This is a genomic window from Enterococcus sp. GC34 (assembly GCF_040886645.1).
GTDB lineage: Bacteria > Bacillota > Bacilli > Lactobacillales > Enterococcaceae > Enterococcus > Enterococcus faecalis.
Genome location: NZ_JBFOEF010000006.1, coordinates 92,558 through 114,818 on the forward strand (window position 1 = coordinate 92,558; position 22,261 = coordinate 114,818).

General features: G+C 36.8%; 23 protein-coding genes. 2 read left to right on the plus strand and 21 right to left on the minus strand.

Annotation, left to right across the window (positions count from 1 at the left end; all coding sequences use genetic code 11):
* Positions 1-8: 8 nt before the first annotated feature.
* The 8 genes from AB3I72_RS07545 to AB3I72_RS07580 form a co-directional block, all read right to left on the minus strand.
* The gene (locus tag AB3I72_RS07545) at positions 9-788 is read right to left on the minus strand and encodes a WxL domain-containing protein (protein WP_368023781.1); all 780 of its coding nucleotides are present in this window, start codon (positions 786-788) and stop codon (positions 9-11) included.
* A gap of 16 nt (positions 789-804) precedes the next feature.
* Positions 805-1,536: a WxL domain-containing protein gene (locus AB3I72_RS07550; protein WP_002361269.1), complete on the minus strand. Its 732-nt coding sequence runs from the start codon at positions 1,534-1,536 to the stop codon at positions 805-807.
* Complete coding sequence (locus AB3I72_RS07555) at positions 1,536-1,919, minus strand: LPXTG cell wall anchor domain-containing protein (RefSeq protein WP_025191083.1); 384 nt, start codon at positions 1,917-1,919, stop codon at positions 1,536-1,538. The genes AB3I72_RS07550 and AB3I72_RS07555 overlap by 1 nt, the downstream gene beginning before the upstream one ends.
* A gap of 179 nt (positions 1,920-2,098) precedes the next feature.
* Complete coding sequence (locus AB3I72_RS07560; RefSeq protein ID WP_002355603.1) at positions 2,099-3,049, minus strand: rhodanese-related sulfurtransferase; 951 nt, start codon at positions 3,047-3,049, stop codon at positions 2,099-2,101.
* Positions 3,050-3,544: 495 nt separating this feature from the next.
* The gene (locus AB3I72_RS07565; RefSeq protein ID WP_002355601.1) at positions 3,545-4,255 is read right to left on the minus strand and encodes a DUF1003 domain-containing protein; all 711 of its coding nucleotides are present in this window, start codon (positions 4,253-4,255) and stop codon (positions 3,545-3,547) included.
* A 98-nt stretch (positions 4,256-4,353) separates the two neighbouring features.
* Positions 4,354-5,520, minus strand: coding sequence for a serine hydrolase domain-containing protein (locus AB3I72_RS07570; RefSeq protein WP_368023782.1), 1,167 nt, complete (start codon positions 5,518-5,520; stop codon positions 4,354-4,356).
* A gap of 152 nt (positions 5,521-5,672) precedes the next feature.
* On the minus strand, positions 5,673-6,053 hold the full coding sequence (locus AB3I72_RS07575; RefSeq protein ID WP_002363195.1) for a VOC family protein: 381 nt from the start codon (positions 6,051-6,053) through the stop codon (positions 5,673-5,675).
* Positions 6,054-6,184: 131 nt separating this feature from the next.
* Complete coding sequence (locus AB3I72_RS07580) at positions 6,185-7,576, minus strand: L-cystine transporter (RefSeq protein ID WP_002355598.1); 1,392 nt, start codon at positions 7,574-7,576, stop codon at positions 6,185-6,187.
* A gap of 297 nt (positions 7,577-7,873) precedes the next feature.
* On the opposite strand from AB3I72_RS07580, the gene AB3I72_RS07585 reads away from it, so the two are divergent.
* A complete protein-coding gene (locus AB3I72_RS07585) occupies positions 7,874-8,209 on the plus strand; it encodes a hypothetical protein (RefSeq protein WP_002419997.1) in 336 nt (111 codons plus the stop codon).
* Positions 8,210-8,255: 46 nt separating this feature from the next.
* Here AB3I72_RS07585 and AB3I72_RS07590 read toward each other — a convergent pair whose 3' ends face one another.
* From AB3I72_RS07590 to ptcA, 9 genes are all read right to left on the minus strand, one after another.
* Positions 8,256-8,642, minus strand: coding sequence for a DUF1149 family protein (locus AB3I72_RS07590; protein WP_002358717.1), 387 nt, complete (start codon positions 8,640-8,642; stop codon positions 8,256-8,258).
* Positions 8,643-8,754: 112 nt separating this feature from the next.
* Positions 8,755-9,186, minus strand: a complete 432-nt coding sequence (locus AB3I72_RS07595) for a hypothetical protein (protein WP_002383008.1) — start codon at positions 9,184-9,186, stop codon at positions 8,755-8,757.
* Between the two features lie 350 nt (positions 9,187-9,536).
* A complete protein-coding gene (locus AB3I72_RS07600) occupies positions 9,537-10,181 on the minus strand; it encodes a deoxynucleoside kinase (protein WP_002355594.1) in 645 nt (214 codons plus the stop codon).
* An 8-nt stretch (positions 10,182-10,189) separates the two neighbouring features.
* Complete coding sequence (pnuC, locus tag AB3I72_RS07605; RefSeq protein ID WP_002355593.1) at positions 10,190-10,888, minus strand: nicotinamide riboside transporter PnuC; 699 nt, start codon at positions 10,886-10,888, stop codon at positions 10,190-10,192.
* 554 nt (positions 10,889-11,442) lie between these two features.
* Positions 11,443-13,029, minus strand: a complete 1,587-nt coding sequence (locus AB3I72_RS07610) for an amidase family protein (RefSeq protein WP_368023783.1) — start codon at positions 13,027-13,029, stop codon at positions 11,443-11,445.
* A gap of 196 nt (positions 13,030-13,225) precedes the next feature.
* Entirely contained in the window at positions 13,226-14,155 is a 930-nt protein-coding gene (arcC, locus tag AB3I72_RS07615) for a carbamate kinase (protein ID WP_368023784.1), read from the minus strand.
* Positions 14,156-14,166: 11 nt separating this feature from the next.
* Complete coding sequence (aguA, locus tag AB3I72_RS07620; protein ID WP_002364800.1) at positions 14,167-15,264, minus strand: agmatine deiminase; 1,098 nt, start codon at positions 15,262-15,264, stop codon at positions 14,167-14,169.
* Positions 15,257-16,633, minus strand: a complete 1,377-nt coding sequence (locus AB3I72_RS07625) for an APC family permease (protein ID WP_002355588.1) — start codon at positions 16,631-16,633, stop codon at positions 15,257-15,259. Before AB3I72_RS07625 ends, aguA begins: the two co-directional genes overlap by 8 nt.
* A gap of 66 nt (positions 16,634-16,699) precedes the next feature.
* Positions 16,700-17,719, minus strand: coding sequence for a putrescine carbamoyltransferase (gene ptcA, locus AB3I72_RS07630; protein WP_002355587.1), 1,020 nt, complete (start codon positions 17,717-17,719; stop codon positions 16,700-16,702).
* A gap of 398 nt (positions 17,720-18,117) precedes the next feature.
* Here ptcA and AB3I72_RS07635 point away from each other — a divergent pair, with 398 nt between their 5' ends.
* Entirely contained in the window at positions 18,118-18,963 is an 846-nt protein-coding gene (locus tag AB3I72_RS07635; RefSeq protein ID WP_025189171.1) for a helix-turn-helix transcriptional regulator, read from the plus strand.
* A 46-nt stretch (positions 18,964-19,009) separates the two neighbouring features.
* On the opposite strand, the gene AB3I72_RS07640 is transcribed toward AB3I72_RS07635, so the two are convergent.
* From AB3I72_RS07640 to AB3I72_RS07655, 4 genes are all read right to left on the minus strand, one after another.
* The gene (locus tag AB3I72_RS07640; RefSeq protein WP_002383003.1) at positions 19,010-19,327 is read right to left on the minus strand and encodes a thioredoxin family protein; all 318 of its coding nucleotides are present in this window, start codon (positions 19,325-19,327) and stop codon (positions 19,010-19,012) included.
* 139 nt (positions 19,328-19,466) lie between these two features.
* A complete protein-coding gene (locus tag AB3I72_RS07645) occupies positions 19,467-19,595 on the minus strand; it encodes a hypothetical protein (RefSeq protein WP_002355577.1) in 129 nt (42 codons plus the stop codon).
* On the minus strand, positions 19,596-20,969 hold the full coding sequence (gene rlmD, locus AB3I72_RS07650) for a 23S rRNA (uracil(1939)-C(5))-methyltransferase RlmD (RefSeq protein ID WP_086281258.1): 1,374 nt from the start codon (positions 20,967-20,969) through the stop codon (positions 19,596-19,598).
* Positions 20,970-21,168: 199 nt separating this feature from the next.
* Positions 21,169-22,257 (minus strand): diacylglycerol kinase, encoded by a 1,089-nt coding sequence (locus tag AB3I72_RS07655; RefSeq protein ID WP_002355572.1) that lies wholly within the window; start codon positions 22,255-22,257, stop codon positions 21,169-21,171.
* Positions 22,258-22,261: the final 4 nt, after the last annotated feature.

A 22,261-nucleotide genomic window follows, 5' to 3' on the forward strand; every position in this document is an offset into this window, starting at 1 on the left:
TCTACTTTTTAAATTCCTGGTACATCCGTCAACGTCCACAATAATTTTGTTTGATATTTCACGGCATCTTTAGGGGTTGACCCTGGTACTGATAGCGCAACATCTTTTGTAACATTAACATTGTGTACCGTATTGGTTTCATCGCGTTCTGCAACCACTTCTACATTTCCCCAATAAGTAGCCCAAGTTCCTGCACCGGTTCCTTGCTTCGCAGCTGCCACTAGCGATGCGGTCCCTGGAACAAGGGCAATCTTATTTGTTGCCTCTGGTTTCACAACATTTTGCGCATTACTATTAACAATCGGGTTAGCTAAAGAAATTTGCGCACCTGTCAACTGACTATTTAAAGTAGCCTTTGTTGCTTTAAATTGCTCCTTTTGCGTAACCGTTAAAGACCAACCACTATTGGTTCCTCTATTATCAGAAATTTGCACAAAATTTGGTGTTTCTTTTTGATTTTCTTGATATTGCTGTGCTCTTGCAAAATATACTTGGTCTTTATTCGAAATACGATTTTTCCCAAAGTCAAAACTTGAAGCATAATCAATAGACAACGGTCCTTGGGTACCAGGATTGGGACCTTCTGGGTCTATTGGATCAATTGGTTTGACTGGCTTTTCTGGATCGGGATTTTCTGGATCAACCGGCTCTGTCGGATCTACGTTCGGAATAAATTCTACTAAACCATTCGAACGATACTCTTTTGGCTCCTCTGCCTTCGCTTGCAAGGACCAACCAGCAACTGCAAATGTACTGCATAGAACGATTCCTGTGAATTGTTTTTTCATTGCTTTTCTCCTTTATTTAATTATTAGCGGGAGTATCTTCTAATGCCCAAACTAACTTCGTTGAATATTGTTGTGCAAGCTTTACAGATTTCCCAGGAACGAATAGTTGGACAGCTTCTTTATTTGTTGCTTCATTTGAACCAAAGCGATAAACCCAAGTCCCAACACCTGTTTCTTTTTTAGCGTTCATCGCTAGATTATTATTTACACCAGGTGTTAAGGAAATAGTACTACTGACTTCAGTAGGTTTATATTTTTCATCCACCATTGAGGCAGCTTCTGCCTTTGTAAACGTTAATTGAGCGCCGACTAGTTCCTCTCCAGTAGCTGTTTTAAATTGTTCAGGTTGGGAAAGCGTTAGTTTCCATCCTGCTAACGTTCCTCTTTTATCAGTTACTTGTACATAGGTTGGTTTTTTTGAACCATCTTTCATTTCATCTGGCGCAGCATAATACGTTTGATCTGCCGTAGAAATCTTTTGTGTGCCAAATTTAAATTTTGACCCATAATCAATTGATAAGGCACCACCCGTTCCTGGCCCTGGAGGATCAATTGGGTCTACTGGATCAGTAGGATCGGGATTTTCTGGATCAACTGGCGGTGTGATTTCGTTATCGCCTGCTTCAAAAGTAATTGTGCCTTCCGTATTGTATTCTTTCGGAAAAGTTTCTGCTGCTGATGCGTTTATTGCTTGAAACCCTACGCCTAAAAGTATGGTTGCTGATGTAAGTAAAACAGTTTTTTTCATTAAATAAGCTCCTTCTCTCGTTTCATTTTATTAATTAAATAAATGACTACCCCCAACAAACTAACTCCTATCAAGGAATACAGCGGATTTTCAGACGCGCCTGTTTTAGGTAAAACTGCTTGTCCAGAAGCAGCTAAATTGTTTCTTCCCTGTTCTTCTGATTGTTGGGTATACGCTACGTCATTTGACTCTTTTTCATTCTCATAAACGTAGGTGCCATAGAAGCTCGCTTGACCATTTGATTCATAATTATTTTCTTCAGCCATAACGCTTTTTGTTTGCAACCCAATGATTAATAGCCCTAAACATACCAAACTAAACCCTCTTATGATTTTCATCTGAATTCCTCCTTCCCCATTTTCAACATTGACTGGCCCAGCCAATAAACATTATATAAAAGAAATATTTATTAGATTTTTTTATTTTTTTCAAACGCTTTTAAAAAATAAAATGGTTTTAGCTAAGAAAGCTTTAAAATCAACACTTTTAAAGCCAAAAAAAATAAACAAAAAAAACTTCAAAAAATAATTTTCGAAGTTTTTTTGTTTATTTTTTATTATTTTTATACTTCAACTGCTTCTAACAAAGCCAAACGTTCAGCAACTTCTGCTTCTGTTAAATTATGTTTTTTTACATAACGGTTGGCAGGATGCTGGCTACACTCTAATGAGCAGCCACCTAAATGTTTATGTTCATTTTCTTCTGAAGTTAAGATTTGACGATTACATTCTGGGTTTGCACAGTTAATGTAGCGTTCGCAAGGTGTTCCATCAAACCAATCTTTCCCAATAACTTTTTTATCAACGTGATTAATTTCGACACTGATTCGGTCATCAAAGACATACATTTTGCCGTCCCAAAGTTCGCCACGTGTTTCTGGATTTTTTCCATAGTTGGCAATACCACCATGCAATTGAGCAACATCTTCAAATCCTTCTTTTAATAACCAGCCAGAAAATTTTTCACAGCGAATCCCGCCAGTACAATAGGTAACAATTTTTTTATCCATAAATTGTTCTTTGTTCTCGCGAATCCATTGTGGTAACTCACGGAAGCTACGGATATCTGGGCGCACGGCGCCGCGGAAATGGCCTAAATCATATTCATAATCGTTACGAGCATCGATTACAACAGTGTCTTCGTCTAATAAGGCTTCTTTAAATTCTGCAGGTTCCAAATATTTCCCTGTCGTTTCTAATGGATCAACGTCTTCTTCTAAATTCAACGCCACTAATTCAGAACGTGGGCGAACAAACATTTTGCGGAACGCCATTTCTTCTGCTGGATCAATTTTAAAGAATGTATCCTTAAAGCGCTCATCTGCTTGCATTGCTTCCATATACTTTTCTGTTTCTTCGACAGTACCAGATAACGTTCCGTTAATTCCTTCTGTCGCTACTAAAATACGGCCTTTTAAATTTAATGATTTGCAAAAAGCTAGATGCTCTTTCGCAAAAGCTTCTGGATCTTCAATTGTTGTATATTTGTAATAAAGTAATACTTGGTATTTCATCTTGTTTTCCCCTTTTGTATAAAGTCATTCTATCCCATTATACGGTGAATAAAAAAGGGAAAGCGATTATTTTGCTTGTGTATTTACACACAATAAAAAAAGCCTGATAAACGGCGGGAACAGAACCAACACTACGCGTTGCTCCGATCTCAACAACTTCTAAGGTGTTTTCTCGACATGCGTCTCGTCACAGTACAGCCTTCAAAAGAGCTACAGCTCTAAGAGTTGCGATGTTTCACTGTGAAGCATGAACAGATGAAATCATCGTACCTACTTGGTGAAGGTCCTTCGGAAATAAGCCGAAATTGTTGAGAATCACGAAGAACGTAGTGATTCGATGATGAACAATACCTACTTGGTCTCCAAAAATTAAAGAGCAATTTTCGGAAATTTCTTCTTATTGCTGAGAAACACTATTTGCAAAGCAAATAGATGTTAATCAGTACCTACTTGGTTCTCGGAGCTAAACGGTTCTATCCCGACGTCTTCTATATACTACTCCTTTTCAGAAGTCGCAGCGAGTTGTTCTTGCAACTCACCTAAAAGTTCAATTTGAATATTTTGGATTTTTACCAAATTTTCTAGTTGATTATTGATAATATAATCCATTTTCTCATGTAATAAATTAATTTCTACTTCTGCCTTTAAGTTAATTTTATAATCATTATTCGCTTGTTCTCTGTCACGGGCTTCTTGTCTGTTTTGACTCATCATAATAATCGGTGCTTGGATAGCTGCTAAACAAGATAAGGCGAGATTTAGCAAAATATAAGGATATTTGTCAAATGGTTGTCCCAATAAAGTGGTAGAGTTAATCACAATCCAAGCAATCAACACGAAGCAAAAGAAGCCAATAAACACCCAGCTACCGCCAAATTTAGCAATGGTATCCGCTGCTCGTTGGCCAAAGGTTAATTTCTTTTCCATCTTTTCATTCATATTATTGGAAATCAGCTTATCTTCTTTGATATGTTGAACCACCAACTCATTCAGTTGTTGGATTTTTTCAGAATCATTTGCGACCAATTGTTTCATGTAATCCAAACGATAATTAAGTAACTCCGCCAATGTAATCATCGATTCAGCTGTCAATTGTGGATTGTTTTGGAGAATAAAAGCTTGCGTTTCCTGTTCTATATCTTGAAGATAAATATTTTTTTTCGTTGATTCACCAATAACAACTTGTTTATTTTTTGATTGCTTCATCTTCGTCACTCCCTTTGATTGTTCTTCCCTTTATTTTAATATAAAGTCTCTCAGAAGAAACCTAAAAAGGCTTTGGAGTGATCGTTGTTGCTTCTGCTTTAAAATTTCACAGTTAAATTGGTTACATCATGGAACAACGAACCAATTAATTCTTTGTATTTCGCTGGATTCACACAATTAGTTAGCAATATGACCCCGGTTTTCATATCTTTTGAAAATAAAGCTAGAGCTTGTTGACCCGCTTCAACGCCGTGTAAGCGTAAATAATTATCATGAACATAGATGCCGCCATGATAAGAACTTTGCTGAGAAGACGTCCATAATTTTTGCAAAAGTGCGGTGGAAACTAAATGTCCACTCATTAATTGATGTAAGTACCAATACAAATCACCTGTCGTCATATCCACATTCCCAGTTCCAAATTCATGGGCAAAACTAGCTGCAGGAATTGAGAGCACCTGGTTATATGAATTGTCTTCTGTCCATTTATAACTTGTTGAATTATTGGGTTGTTCCAATAAGGTTTCATAGAAGCCAAAATTCTTTAAACCAGCCGTTTTGTGATAAAGATTATTAAATAATTCTCGATAGGTACGTTGATACATTTTCTCTAACATTCCTGCTAAAAGGACAAAATTTACTGGGGAATAATTGTATTCTCCTTTATTGACTTGAATGGTATTTTGTTTAACAAATTGAATAATTTCTTCATCCGTAACGATATTATTAGGTATTGCTGATAACTTCAAACCGCTTGTCATATTCAACATATCGCTAATCGTAATGTCCTCAGCACCTTGAATTTGCGGATAAAACGTAGCGAGTTTTGTATCTAATGTAAGTTTACCTTCTTCAATCGCTTTTAAGATCAAGGTTGTGGTAAAAGATTTTTGAATTGAACCAATCTGAAACCTTGTGTTTGGCGTGTTGGCTTGTTGCTTTTCAAAATTGGCAAAGCCATATCCTTTATTTACTAAAACCTGATCATCTTTAATGATCAAAGCCGAACCAATATAATTTGTTTCTTGAATTTTTTGATCAAGTTCGCCACTATCTGGTGCAACTATTTCTTTCGTTAAATTCGCATAATTATCACTTCGGCGATCTTCTTCCAAGACCACTTTCGATTCTTGACTAACTTGTGAATCTCTAGTGAAAAAGAACGTTTTTATTAAATAACCACTACCACCAATCACCACCAACAAACATACTATAAAAAGCCAATTCACTCCTCCATGTCTTTTCTTTGCATGTCGTTTACGCATACCGCTTACCTCCGCCTATTCTATTAACAGCATTATCATACGCTATATTTTCATGAAAATTACAGATTTTAGTAAAATTTATAAAACTTTCAACTTTTATAAAAAACAGCTTGGCACCAGAATCAATCTAGATTCTGGTGCCAAGCTGTTTTTTATTTACTTTCTTGCCCCATCACAGCAAAGTAATTATCATCGTTATCTGCAAAATTAAAAACTAAGCCTGTTGGCAATTGAACCATTTCACCGACAGTAACGCCAGCCTCTTGCATTTTTTTATAGAGACCAATGATATCATCGCTAGCAAACATTAGAGAAGGGGTATTCCCCGCCACTTCTGGTGAATGTTTTTGAATAAAGGCCAAATCATATAAAACAATAATCGTCTCTGCTGATTCACTTGGCGCAATCTCTACCACCAATGTGCCGTCAACTTCCTCTCTTTCCTTTTCAACAAAGCCAAACGTTTGCCAAAATTGACTAGATTCCTCAACATTATTCACATATAACATAATCTTTACTTGGTTTGAAAACATTCCTTCACGTCCTTTTGAATTTAGTTAACAACTTATTATATACGTTCTTTTAAATAATTACTGCACTTTCGCTTAAAATCAAAAAAAGTGTTTGAGCAAGACATTGCTCAAACACTTTTCGTTTTATTGATTTAGATATTTGCATCTAAGACAACGTCGCGATCATTTAAGACATCACGATCTAATTCATGAATACGAGCACTTGTTAACACACCTGCAACCATACTATCGTTAACGTTAACAGCTGTCCGCGCCATGTCAATAAGTGGTTCAACCGAAATTACTAAACCAACAATTGCAACTGGCAAGTTCATTGCGCCTAAAACGATTAGAGAAGCAAAGGTTGCTCCGCCGCCGACACCGGCTACGCCAAATGAACTGATTGTGACAACTGCTACTAACATTAAAATAAATTGTAAACTAAAGACATCAATTCCAACAGTTGGTGCAACGATGGTTGCTAACATAGCTGGATAAACGCCGGCACAACCATTTTGTCCAATAGACAAACCGAAACTACCAGCAAAGTTTGCTGTGGCATCATCGACACCTAATGCTTTGGTTTGTGTTTCAATATTTAATGGTAAAGCTCCTGCACTTGAACGAGAAGTAAAAGCAAAGCTCAAGACTGGAAAAACTTTCTTTAGATACGTAACTGGATTGACTTTTAAAGTAATTAAAATCAGCATGTGAATGGCAAAAACAATGATTAAGGCCACATACGATGCCAACACAAATTTACCTAAGTTAATAATCGCAACAAAATCACTTGTTGCTACAACATTAATCATTAACGCTAACACGCCATAAGGGGTCAAGCGTAAAACTAAGGTAACAATTCGCATGGTAATTTTATATAAACTATCAATTAAATTTGCAAAAAATTCAGCTTCTTTTGGCGCTTTACGACGAACGCCTAAATAAGCGACACCAACAAACGCAGCAAAGATTACCACCCCAATGGTACTCATTGGTCGTGTTCCCGCAAAGTCAGCAAAGACATTTTTAGGAATAAATGAAACGATTTGTTGTGGAATCGTCAAATCTTGAATCGCATCTTGACGCGTCGCTAACTCAGCAATTCTTGACGTTTCTGCAGCACCTTGCGTGAATTTTGCCCCTTGAAGACCAAACGCTAAGGTTGTTCCAATCCCCACCAAGGCAGCTACTGCTGTTGTTCCTAGTAAGGTGGCTAACACATTAAAGCTAATTTTTCCTAATTTATTGGATTCTTTCATTTTTGTAAATGCACCTACGATAGATACAAATACTAACGGAATTACGAGCATTTGTAGAAACGCTACATAACCATTACCTACAATCCCGATCCATTCCATTGATTGCGTAGTAATTTTACTGTCTGTACCAAAAGCAAATTGAATAATTGCACCTAAAACAATCCCCACGCCTAATGCTGAAAAGACACGTGTTGAGAATTTTAAATGTTTCTTTTGCATTTGGTAGAAACCGAATAACACAGCAATAAATGCAAGGATCACTAATACAGTGATGAATGTTGTCATTTTAGTTCCTCCCTATGTTTTTAATGACAAGTACATCAAAGGAAGTAAAGGTTCCCGGTACTCACTCTCCAGTAAATACCCTGAAAACAGCAGACTGTTTCCAGTGATAGTTCTATTGTACCTTATTTTATAGCAAATAGTGGGATAATTTGCTTACTTTTTGATAGAAAATAACCGTTGCGATAGTTTAAAACTATCACCAAGCGTTGTTTTACTAGTCACTGTAAAAATAATTTGTTTTTTGTCCTCTTTCTTTTAATCTGACGTGATATACTTAGTTCTAGGAGGTGTAAGCGTATGCAAAAAATTTGTTGGATCCTTTCTGTCAACCGTGATGGAGCAATGTTGTATGTTGGGAGCCCTGCAAATGGAGGTCCTTGGCTCTTTTCAAATAAAGAGCAGCAAAACATCAAAGCCTTTTTTCAACCAACCTATGAAATTGACTTTATCAGTTATGATGTTCTTTCAGAGAAAGTACCAGAAGCTGCGTTCATTTTGTACAATGAAATGCTCGCTCCCTATCTTCCCGAAAAAATCACCAAAGTTGGTCAGCCGATTGCTTATGTGGATATCGCTACAAAAAATTATGAACAGTTTAAAAAAGCTTTGGTTGCTAAATCTTCACAAGAATAAAAACAGCGTTTGTAACGGAATCCGTTACAAACGCTGTTTTTAAAAGTTAAGCTTCTTCTGATTGTTGAAAATTCAATTGAACACCTGGACGATCCAGAGCAATTTCAGTTACTTCATAAGATAAACGTTCGACGATGCTAAATAAAGGACGTACAAGTTCATCGACTTCTTCTTGCGAAATATCTTCTTGTTTTTCAATTTTACGATCAATAATGTGATTAATTTGGCTAATCGCCCCTGATAAAACAAATTCGTCAAAGACAATTCGAAATTCTAAGCGAGCAACAAGTGCTGAGCTATTTTCTGGATAATTTTCTTCTTCTACTTCAATTGGTGAAAAACTGACACGTAAATCTGTCTCTACTTCTGAATCAGGTACTCGCATATCATAGTGATACGCTTCAACAATTTCTTGTTGGCGTTTAATTTCCATTGTTTTTTCTCTCCTTTTTTAACAAGATATTCCCCTTTTAGAATATCCAATGGTTTCTTTTCTCAAGTATACCACAAGTCCGAAAGTTGCCTAGACCAAAAAACACAGAAGGTCAGACTTTTTTGATAAATTGATTTTGGCAGTTTGAACAAGTGACTTTGATTGTTCCTCGTCCTTTCGGCGCACGTAATGACTGCTGACATTTTGGACATTTAAAATAACGATATCCTTTCTGAGTCATGTGTCGCTTGCGAAAAGCATGAACCTTTTGCATTAGGCGTTGTTTTCGAAGAATAAACCGTTGATTTTCATTCAATCGCGGGTGAATATGTTTTGAAAAAAAGCGATAATACACGTAGGCGACTGTGATTAAAATCAATAATCGAACCCAAAGATAGCCAGTAAAAATATTGATAAGCGCCAGCACAACACTTGTTAGCAACAGCGTTCGATTCAATTCATCGAACCGGGCATAACGTCCTTGTAAAAATCGTTGCGCTTTTTTGCGCCAACGTAGAATGCGTTCAAACCAAATTTGGCCCATTTATCTTCCTTCTTTCGAGCATTATTTTTTTGAATAAATGATTGATTTACAGAAACTTTCAATCAAAATTTACACTTACTAAGTCCAAATTTTGAACAACTGTCGGTTATTTTCGATGGTATACTTCTAGAGAAGTCAGGTCAACCGATGAATGACTTCGTTGATAATAGCTACCGCTATTTTATACAAACTTAAACTGTCGATGGATAGATTATCCGATTTTAACTTAGGGGAAGGTTAAAATCCGATTCTATAATTTAGCACTACACTCCTTTATTTAGTAGCAACTTTAGCCTATCTATCCACATTTTAAGTCAAAAAGAAGCAAGTCCGGACTTGCTTCTTTTTATTTATCTTTCTAATTCTTCAATTTTCTTCTCGATTAACGCCAAGACATATTGACACGCTTCAGGATCTTCGACAAAATCATATTTATCGCCATCAATTTGAATTTTAGGACTTTCATCATAGTCTTCATACCATTGATCATAACGCTCGTTCAACATTTGATAGTAATCATACAACGTTGGATCTGTCTCAATTTGTTCATAAGGACGGCCACGTTTTTTGATGCGTTCTAACATTTTGGGAAATGAAATACGAATGTGAACTAACAAATCAGGTCTTTTTTTATGCGCAGCATAAGGCAATTCTTGGAGCATGTTTTGTAATAAGTCATCGTACACTTTGACCTCTGTTTCGTTGGCACGACCTAAATCTGCATTTAAATGAAAAAGTAATGAATCTTCATAAATCGAGCGATCCAATACATTATTTTCATGCGTTAATGCTTGTTTAATACTATCAAAACGTTTATTTAAAAAATAAATTTGTAATAAAAATGCGTACTTTTCCGGTTCCGCATAAAATAAAGGTAATACCTCATTATCATCAACTGATTCGTAAAAGGCTTCTGAACCTAAACGGTTTGCAATTAAAGCTGTTAAACTAGATTTACCAGCGCCAATCGTACCTGCTAAAACAATCACTGCCATCGAACTCCCTACCTATTTTTTTCCATTTTATTTTTTATCTTCAACCAATTAAACATACCAAAAATTGAGTTAAAAGTATACATACAATACATAACAAATATCGCATAATCACCACCAGCGTGCGTCCCTGCTCGGAACCATAACAAAATTGAAAAAATATTTCCTAGTAACCAAAACACGAATTGCGATTGATAACGTTTAATCATCAATAACATCCCTGTCGCTGAAACACTGAACGTGATTGCATCTAATGTTTGTTGCGCATCATTTACAAAGCCTAACAAAATATATGCAGCTACGCCAATGAGCAGCCACGTGAAAAAGGCATACAACCACTGAATACCTTTTAGAACTTTTACTTCGGTTACTTGACCCGAGCCATCTTCGCTAGCCCGAAGCCAAGCATAAAGCCCTGTAATGTCCATAATAATATAGAAGCTTTGTAAAAGAACTTCCGCATATACCCGTGTTACTAACCCAAAATAGCCAATAATCACTGCACTGATTAAGCCAAAAATGTAATTGCTGACTTTTCCTTGGGCAATTAAATTCACACAAATGATGCCTGCTAAACCACCTACTAACGTAATCCAATTCGATGGATTGATAGCAAATGCAATCAACTGTACCCCCACCATCAAAGCTAAAAACAAGTAACTTCTCGTTTCCCAACCTTTAAAATCATTCACCAAAAAATTCTTATTCACGACAAATTTCCGACCTTCCTAAAACCAAACTTTTCTCTGTTGACGTCTCAATAAGAGTACTCCGTTTTAAAAAACAAGTCAATCAGATTTCGGAATAAAAAGAAGATTTTAATACTATATATTGATTACAAAAACAAACAGACACTACATATAGTCATTCTACAAGCATTCTGATATCCTTTATTGCTACAATATTTTCTTCATCTTGTTTTAATCTTCTATGTATTCATGGATTTGTTTCCATCTAATGATTCCTGCGGCAGAACCCTTTACGACGGTAGCGCTTCAAATTAATGTTGCGAAAGCGGAAGCAACCGCACATATTTATACTTCAAATACAGTCATCGTTCACTCTTTTTATTGAAATGCTTAAAAATTGATGGCCTTATTTCTCGAATCTGGCCACTTATTAACTTATTACATGAAAACATTCGCCTAAAAAAGCAAAAAAAACGACTAACCTAAATAATCGACCTACAAACAATTCCTTTCATTTGTAGGTCGATTATCTTTATTAGATTTGATACGGGTGTTTCGCCATCCCTAGTTTCCCTTTACTGCTCATCTCTATTTATTTTTTTACTGTTTGCCAACAGCTCGTTGTCTGAAAGTACTATCCGTCCTTTGGTACTTTGTTCAAAGCTGTAAGCTTGCTCAAATAACTTTTGCTCTTTATTGGCAGTTTGTGTAAAAGTCAGCCCATAAGGTTGTCCTTCACTGTTTTTCGCCAAAGGAACAGTCAATTCAGGATATCCTGCCACGGCACTTAAACCCGTACCTTCAGAATCAATAAAAGCATATCCGTCTAATTGTTGTTTTTTTAGCAACGCATCAAACGTTTGTTGTGCTTTTTTAATGGTTGCTTGAATGACTTCTTTATCTGGTTGTTTCTTTTTAACATCTGCTTCTAATAAATCTTGCCCATACTTGGCACGAACCTTTTTATCTTGTTGATTATACGCAATTAGTTCCTCCAGTGTTTTAAATGGTAGGTCATAACGTTTCGCAAATTCTTCCAATGCAAACTTAAATTCATTGGAAATAACTTTCCCGCCATCAATCCCTTCCATATCTGGCGTTACCGGAATCACTTCTGCTCCAGCTTTTTGGAGGGCCTTTTTAGCAGCCGTAAATTCTTCTTCAGCACTTGGCATTTCTAGCAACCCAATGCGTTGACCTTGTAAGTTATTTTTAGTAAATTTCGTTGAATCAATGCTCGGAACCGTGTCTTTCTTAAACGCATTATAGCCTTGTGCAGCATCAACGACACTTCGGGCAATCGGGCCAACTGTATCTAATGACGGTGCCAATGGCAAAACACCTTCGCCACTTACTGAACTGTGGGTCGGTTTAAAACCAACCACTGATTGATGAGAAGCGGGGGAAACAATCGATCCCATCGTCTCAGTGCCTAAAGAGAAGGCGCCGATATTCATCGTCACACTGGCTGCACTCCCAGAACTTGAACCTGAAGGTGTTATTTTGAGTGGCCCATAAGGATTAAGTGTTTGTCCATGTTTGGAACTATAGCCACTTGGTGCTTTCATTGACATATAATTCGCTAGTTCAGATAAGTTTACTTTTCCTAAAATCAAAGCTTGCGCCTCTGTTAACTTCTTAACTACTTCCGCATCTTCCTTAGGCTTGAACGTGCGTAAGGCATAAGCTCCTGCACTCGAAATCATGTTGGTCGTATTTATATTTTCTTTCAAAGTCACGGGAATACCATACAAAGGCTTCTTCGGTGTTTGAGAGGCTTGCTGGTCAAATGCCTTTGCTTCCTTAATTGCTTGCGGATTGATTTCAGAGATGCTGTTCATACCATTATCTATTTGATCGAACTGTAAAATACGGTCCAAATAAAACGCCGTAAGTTCTTCATAGGTCAATGTTCCGTTGGCAATCGCTTGCTGTAATTCAGTGATATTTTTTTCAATAATCAACGGTGCTTTAGTACGAGCTTTTTGTACATCTGTTTCTTTTAATTGGTCTTCAATCGTTTTAACGATTCTCTCTTGATTGTACATTGCTGGGGTTTCTGCCTCAGGAGTGAACTTTTTGAGTATAAACCAATACGCTGCAGCGCCTATTATGACTAACAAAACAGCAATTATTCCGATTACTTTTAAAAATTTAGACATTTTTATCCTCCTATACCATTTAAAGATTATCTTACTATGTTTATTTTTGCATGACAACTAACAGTTTTGTTCGTTAAAAAGACAAAATAAAGAGTAGGACATCCGTCAAAACGACCGATGTCCTACTCTCTAACGATTAAGTTAGTCCGCTAAATGCGTTTGTTTTAGTCTTTTGTAAAAGTTAAATACTGAGAATTTATTGTGTAATTCGTGTACCACTTTCTCCTTTGATTGCTTCCGAAGCTAATTCTAAAAGCCCGATAATCGCCTGGCGGTTTGGTTTACTTTCTGCAAAACTGATGGCCGCTTCCACCTTGGGTAACATACTACCTGGCGCAAATTGATCTTCTTCTATATATTGTTGCATTGCCGTAACCGTAACATCGGTCAAAGCTTGTTGATTTGCTTGACCAAAGTTAACAAAAACATGTTCTACTGCAGTTAATACCACAAAAACATCTGCTTCAATGAGTTCAGCCATTTTAGCTGCCGCAAAGTCTTTATCAATGACTGCATCTACACCATGATAGACTGGACCATCATAGGCAATAGGAACCCCCCCACCACCACAAGCAATTACGATCTGTCCTGCATCAACAAGTGTTCGCAAGCTAACTTTTTCGTAAATATCAACTGGTTTTGGCGAAGGAACTACCCGTCGCCAGCCTCGACCCGCATCTTCTTGATAGACGTTCCCAGTTTCCGCCATCAATCGTTTGGCTGTTTCTTCGTCATAATAACCACCAATTGGTTTTGTTGGTTTTGTAAACGCTGGGTCTTTTGGATCCACCACGACTTGTGTAATTAACGTAACAACTGGTTGTTCCCCTAAATTTCTGGCTACTAGTTCTTCATCAATTGCTTGTTGTAAATGATAGCCAATATAGCCTTGGCTCATTGCTGTGCATTCAGGAAACGGCACGACATCTTCTGGAGATTGACTCGTTTCCTCAAAAGCTAAGCGAATTTTGCCAACTTGTGGCCCGTTGCCATGAGCAATCACCACTTGATGGCCTTGTTCAATTAAATCAACAATGGATTTTGCAGCGGTTTGTGCTTTTGCCAATTGTTCTTTCGAAGAATTTCCTAACGCATTTCCACCTAATGCAATCACTATTTTTGACATCTGTTTCCCTCCTAGCGCTTTGGTTCTTGTTGTGTGATACAGTGAATATTGCCGCCCCCATAAACAACTTCTACCGTATTAACGCCGACAATTTTTTTATCTGGGAACATCGTTTGAACTTGCTCTAAAGCCAAACGATCATTTTCATCACCATACTGTGGCACAATCACGCCATCATTTGTAATTAAAAAGTTCATATAGGATGCGATACAAATATCGCCATCTTCTCGTGGCATGGTTCCTTCCACGAAATCAATTTTGAAGGAGCCTTTAATGGTCACGTTTTTGACAGGACAGCATAATTTGTGGACTTTTAATTGGCGTCCTTTAGCATCAGTCATTTTAAGCAAACGTTGATACGCATCTTGTGCCGCTTCATAAAATGGACTATTTTGATCTTCGGTGTAAATACAAGCCACTTCACCAGGTGCAATAAAACAAGCTACATCATCCACGTGACCATTGGTTTCTTCTGGGTCAATTCCATCACCTAGCCAAAGAACTTTTTCAACATTTAAATAGTCGCATAATTTTTGTTCGATTGCTTCTTTTGAAAGTTGTGGATTTCGACCTTCACTTAATAAGCACATTTCTGTAGTCAAGACTGTTCCTTGTCCATCTACGTGGAATGAACCGCCTTCTAAAACAAAATCATCTGTACGATAAGAATCTACATGCTCAATTTCACAAATTTTTTGTGCAACCAAATCGTCTTGGTCCCAAGGAAAATATAATCCATCTACTAATCCCCCCCAAGCATTGAATGTCCAATCCACACCACGGATTTCTCCATGGTCGTTAATGACAAATGATGGTCCACAATCACGGACCCACGCATCATTGTTTGACATTTCGTAAACCGTAATTTCTGGCGGCAATTGGCGACGGCAATTTTGAAATTGTTGTTGAGAAACCACCACATTCATCGGTGTAAATTGACTAATTGCTTTGGCCACATTAGTAAAAGCTTCTTGGACAGGTTTACCACCATCACGCCAATTATCCGGTCTTTCTGGCCAAATCATCCAAACTTTCTCTTGTGGTTCAAATTCTCCTGGCATTCTAAAGCCATCTTGTTTAGGGGTACTTCCTACAATTCGTTTAGCCATTTTCTTTCGTTCCCTTCTTAATTTTTTTCACGTAAATAATTACTTCACCAAACAGAATAAAAATGATTGCCCCAATTGTGATTGGTAATTTTTCATTTAATGCTGCGGGACTAAAATCTAAAGGTACTGCTGTGAAAATCAGTGAAATAATAATCATAATCATTGGTAAAACCACTAAAACTTTTAAAAATCCTGGTTTTCCGTTAACTTTAAACGGACGTGGTGTATCGGGATCAATTTTTCTAAGCTTATAAAAAGCTGGGAAAACTGGGATATACGATAACAAGAATAGGACGACATTCAAGGAGAAAAAGGCCCAGAATAAATCTTGATTAGGTAAAATTGGTGCTAATACAATGACCACCGATGCCACAATGCCATTCATCAAAGCAGCCCCAATTGGCATGTCATTTTTCTTACTACGTTTTTCAAAAAATTTAGGCATGTCACCATTTTCAGCAGCATAACAAGCTGTATTATTGACTCCTAATGACCAAGAAATCATGTTGCCGAACAACGTAAGAAGGAATAGGAAAGCCATCAACATAATGAACCAACCTTCTGTCGAGCCTGTCAATAGTTTAAAGCTATCCATCATACCACTGCCGGTACTAATTTGATCGGTGGGAATCGCTACCCCAATTCCAAAGGCTGAAAAAATATAAATGGCCGCAATGACTAACCCCGCTGCTACAATAGCTTGTGGAATTTGCTTCTTAGGATTTTCCATATCATCTGCAAACGTACAGATGACTTCAAACCCTAACAAATTAAAAATGATTACAGAAATAAAAGATAAACTCCTTAAGTCAAACGTTGGCAGCATTGATTTCAAGGTAAATTCATTGGCAACACCTTTCGTCAAGGCTACATACAATCCTAGCCCACCAATTAAGACTGCTAAAACCATCTTGATTACGGCAGCTCCATTTAGAATCCAGATACTGTCGCTGACTGGATAAAAACTAATCCAAACCACAATCCAAGTAAAAATTAATTCAACAATAATCATCATCGGTGTTGAAAACTTAATACCTGTAATTGTCGTTAATAGTTCTGGCGTCATAACGGCTAATGAAGCTAGCCACAATGGATAATTAATCCAATAATACCAAGAAACTCTGGCACCCCAACGATGACCATATGCTTTGGTCACCCAATCATAGATGCCCCCTTCACCAATATAAGTTGTTCCTAATTCTGATGAAATTAACCCATATGGCAATAGGAATGCAATTAATAAGAAAATCCACCAAAAAAACTGAGAATTACCAATTGCAGCAACAGGCGCCGCTGCTTCAGCAACGAAAACCACACAGATCACTGATAAAATGGCACTCGTTAAACTAAATTTCTTTTTCCCCTCCATGAAGACTCTTCCTCTCTTTATAAACTGTCCACTGATTCATTTTTTCAATCAGTGGACAGTTGGCCGTTAAATGCTTTGAGTGTCTAAGAAAACTTCTAGTTCTTTTTTTGCTTCTGCTTGTTTGATTAAATCATAAGGATTTTTTGCTTCATAATCATTCATAAGATATACTAATAAGCCACGAATAGATGTTAAACGGTTTTCTGCTTCATCGAAACAAATAGAATTTTTACCGTCAATTACTTCATCAGTTACTTCTTCCCCACGTGTTGCTGGTAAACAGTGCATGAATTTACAATTGGCACCTGCCCGATCCATCATTTCTTGATTCACTTGATATTTTGGATAGAAAACCTTCATACGTTCTTCTTCAGATAATTCCGCTTCGTACAAGCCATACCAAACATCCGTGTACAAGAAATCAGCGCCTTCAACAGAACTTGCATCATCTGTGACCAAAAAGCTACCGCCTGAAACTTCACAATTTTTTGCTAATTTCGCTTGATGCTCTTCATTTAATTGGAAGCCTTCTGGACCGAAGTGAACAAAATTCATGCCCATTTTTGTTGTGATTAATCCTAAAGAAAAACAAACTTGTGTCGCATCTCCGACAAAGACAACTTTACAATCTTCTAATTTTTTGCCTTCTGGTAAATGCTCAACCATGGTACACAAATCACCTAATTCTTGGGTTGGATGATTGTAATCAGACATACCGTTAATGACTGGGATAGTAGCACAATTAGCTAAATCAACAATACTATGGTGACGTTCCACACGAGCCATCAAAATATCTACTAAACGTGACAATACGCGGCTGGTATCTTCAATCGTTTCATGTCCCCCTAATTGAATTTGACCAGGTGCTAAATATTCGCCATGTCCACCTAATTGTTCCATTGCAGTTTCAAAAGATACTCGTGTTCGAGTTGAAGATTGTTGGAAAATCATTCCTAAAGATTTGTTTTTTAACAGTTGCGGATAATACCCATTTTTAATCGCTTCTTTAATTTTTAATGATAAATCGACTAAGTAGTGCATTTCCTCTTTCGTATATGTTTCTGTTGTAACGTAATCTCTTTTCATGATGTGTTCCTCCTAAAAGTTGTTTTTGTTTACACATTGACTTTACCAAGTTTAGCGAAGAGTTTACTATCCGCCAAAAGTTAGAAAACGCTTTCTTTTTTGGCGTGATTTTTCATTAAAAAAAGTTTATTTATGGTTATAAACCGTTGGTACACCAGGGGTTTATAAAAGTTTAGGCGGATTTCTCTCTAATTTCTGACCAATCATAGATTTGAAAATGGTATAATTATTTTGAAAAATCATTCACTTAAAATAAAAGATGAAAGGGGTTTCCAATCGTGACATTTGTTTTTATTTATAACATCTTGTTGATTATTTTATATTCGTTTACTTCAACCTTCACCTTAAATCTTTACTTGAAAAATAAACAACCGATTTTTTTATTGCTTCTCTTTTTAATGGTTATTTTTATTTGTGACAATGTGATTGTTTATATGACTGAGTTCATTAATTCGTTTGCAACCGAATATAATCAGACCTTTATGACCGCACCTTTTTTAAAGACCATCATTTTTATTTGTTGTAATTTTGCCTATCTGGCTATTATCAATACTATTAGTGGGCGTCCTTTTAAAAATTATCAATTTGTCTGGTTATTTTTAATTGGTTTATGGATGCTAGCTATTCCATTTTCACAAAATTCCGCCTTAAAAGTTTGGTTGTACTATTTACCCAATCAGTTATTTTTAATTTACCTTGGTTTCTATGCGCTCTATCAATTACGAATAGATCCTTTATCAGCCCTTGCGAAAAAATATCTTCGTTTTATTGGTTGGCTAAGCATTGGTTTCGGTGTGGCAATTCTTTTGGAAGATACCTTCGTTATTTTTAACATTGACCAATATTCTGATATTGTCTTTAAAATTAACAACCGAAACGTTTCTGAAGATATTTATACAATCATTCTCTCCATCGCCATTATCTACTTCTGTAATCGTGATTTTCCTCTGTCGGCTCTTGAAAAAGAAGCTACTAAATTGGAAGAAAATCAATCAGATGAACCCGTACTTTTGGCGCCTTTTTGTGATGCCTATCAATTAACGCAGCGAGAAAGAGAAGTGCTTTCGTTACTTTTAGAGTGCAAAACAAATCAAGATATAGCCAACGAACTATTCCTATCAATCGGGACAGTAAAAACACATATCCACAATATTTTCGTTAAATTAGAAGTAAACAAAAGAGCAGAAGTTTTTGTCAGTTATCAACTTTTTTCTCAACAACAAACTGAACATTTAGCGAGATAATCAAAAAGGAAGCCTCTCCGTGATCGGTGGGTGGCTTCCTTTTTGATTAACTATTTTCTTGTACTTGTCGAACTCTCTTTTCAATTTCTTGAAAGTTAATAATTTTAGCTTGGCGATGAATTTCTTTTCCTTCATAGTATAAGATAATGGTCGGTGCAGAAAAAGCATTTAATTGTCCAATTATTTCTGGACTTTTATCAGCTTCTGCAATGTATGTAGGAAATTCATATTTTGTTGAAATTTTTTCGACAATCGGTTTATCAACTGTACAAACACTACAATTTTTTGCTGTCAAAAAGACGGCTTGTAGACGATTGTCTGTAATTTTTTCTTCTAATTCTTCTAATGTTGTTACATATTCCACTGAATAGCCCTCCTTGTCTTTTGTCTAAAATAACAGATTTACTAGCAAAAGAACAACTTATTTGTTTGGCTAGGAATACTTTAACAAAAAAGTTGCCGCCCATTTCATTAATGGGCGGCAACTTTTTACTGATAACCGCTTATTTATTAAAAATTTTAGGCCCTTTGCGCATGTTTTTACGATCATTTTTGGGAGTTTCCATTTTTTTAGAACGGCCACCGCCTTGTTTCTTTTTAATTAATTCTAACATTTTTTCTTTTTCATTCATTTAATCCACCGCCTTTGTTAATAACGTGACAGATTCAATATGGGTCGTTTGTGGGAAATTATCCACTGGTTGAATTTCTTTTGCTTCATAGCCACCTTCTGTTAATAATGCAATGTCGCGAGCGAGTGTGGCTGGATTACAGCTGACATAAACAATTCGTTCAGGTTGCGTTTCAACTAATGTGTTTACTAATTGACCATCTAACCCTTTCCGTGGTGGATCCACCACCACAACATCTGGTTGCAAGCCATTTTCAACTAATTTTGGCAATAATTCTTCCGCTAAACCAGCCGTGAAAGTGGCATTCTCAATGTTGTTTAATTTAGCATTATTTTCTGCATCTTTGACCGCTTCTTCAATTACTTCAATACCGTAAACTTGCTTTGCATCTTGGGCTAAAGTTAAGCCAATCGTCCCAATCCCGCAATAGGCATCCACCACAATTTCATTGCCTGTTAAAGCCGCATACTCTTTAACTTTTTGATACATCACTTCTGTTTGTTGTGGATTTACTTGATAAAATGAACGCGCGGAAATTTCAAATTTCAAATCAAAAATAGTATCTGTAATTTTTTCAGACCCATGTAATAAGATGGTTTCGTCGCCAAAAATGACATTGGTTCGTTTTGGATTTACATTTTGTACAATGCTGACTACTTCCGGAATAGCTTCCAAAATATCTGGCACAATTTTACTAATTGGGAATAATTTCGGTGTTCTCGTAATTAGAACAACCATCATCTCCCCAGTATGGTAGCCACGACGAACGACAATATGGCGTAAGTTCCCTGTATTATCAGATTCATTATAAGGTTTTACGCTATATTTACGCATAATGTCACGGATTTTAACAATTGCTGCATCAATTTCTGGGTCTTGAATATAGAAATGTTCCATCGGAATTAAATCATGGCTATTTTTCCGGAAAAAACCTGTTTGTAGTTGGTTGTCAATTTTACGCACGGGAATTTGTGCTTTGTTCCGGTAATGCCACGGATCGTTCATCCCAATTGTTGGTAAAACAGGAACTTCTGGCAATTTAGCGACACGTTGCATAACATTTTCGACTTGTTGCGTTTTAAATGATAGTTGGGCGCCGTACGCTAAATGTTGCAACGGACTGATCCCGACTTTTGTAAAGTTTTCATCTTTCACGGGCACCCGCTGTTCACTGCTTTTTAGGACAGTCAATACTTTCCCATAACCAAAACTTTTGCCTGTTTTTAAGACTTTGATTTCAAGTTTTTCACCTGGTAAGGCATTTTCAATAAACAATGGATAATGGTCCACTTTTGCCACGCCTAAACCTTCATGCGTCAAGTCAACGATTTCTACTTCAATGACGTCATTTTTCTTTACTGGATAATTTTTCATAAGTCGCTCCTTCTTTTTATACACTTCACTCATTCTAATGAAAATACCTAAGAAAAGCAACAACGAATTTTCATGGCGATTTAGCAATTCCGTTTGAGCTTTTTGGGTAAATAAAAGAATGAGACCCTTTCCCTTAGTCAAAAAATAGCCAATGAAAGATCTTATCAACTAAATCTTTCATTAGCTATTCACGGACTACTTAGTGCTTTTCTTTTTCGGCAATCTTTCCATCGCCATCAATATCTTCGTCTGTTAGTCGTTCAACTTCTTTGACAAATTCTTTGCTAGCTTCGTTATATGCTTCTTCCTCTTCGTCTTCTGATTCTACGACAATTTCATCGCTGCCAGTTAAGACAGAACCCATAATCGCATTGGACGGCAGTGCATCACCATTTGCAAAAATTTCAATATGTTGATGCATATTTTTAAAGGTCATTGGAGCATCGCCTCCATATTCACCATCTAAATTAATCATCATTTTATTGTTCTTTTCTAACGTTTCTGCATGTAAATAGCTGGTCTTTGTATAGATTAGTCGATGATCTTCAACATGCTTTCCACCATTTAACATTAACGCAACTAAATGAAGAATCTCAAAAATATTGGCTGTTTTTACAATGATTAATGAAAACTTACCATCATCTAATTTAGCATCTGGTACGATTTGCTCGAAACCACCCACCGAGTTAGTCAGCCCTAGGAAAAACATTGATGCGTTGCCTTCGTACACACCTTCATCATATGTCATGCGCATTTTAATCGGCTTCACTCGCGGCAACATTTCGGCTCCTTTGGCTAAGTACGCTAAGTAGCCAAAAATACTTTTCAACTCTGACGGAACTTCATAAGTCAGTTCCGTTAAATGACCACCCGCCGCAATATTGATAAAGTAATTTTTGCCGGCTTGACCAATATCCATTTTGACAGTTTGATTTTTTTTAATCACTTCTGCTGCCTTAACGATATTATCACGAGGAATCTTCAAGGCCCGTGCATAATCATTCGTCGTTCCAGCAGGAATAATGGCCATTTTAGGGCGCCGCTTCAACGGAGCAATCCCATTCACGACTTCATTAATGGTCCCATCTCCACCTGCTGCTACTAGTAAATCAAATCCTGCACGCGCAGCACGATGTGCTTCATTGCGTGCTGAATTTTCTTCTGGTGTGGTCGCAAATGCACTGGCTTCATAACCACATTCTTCTAAAATAGATAAAATATCGGCTAAGTTCTTTTTGATTAACTCTTTGCCTGACGTTGGATTATAAATCACTCTAGCTTTTTTCATGGTT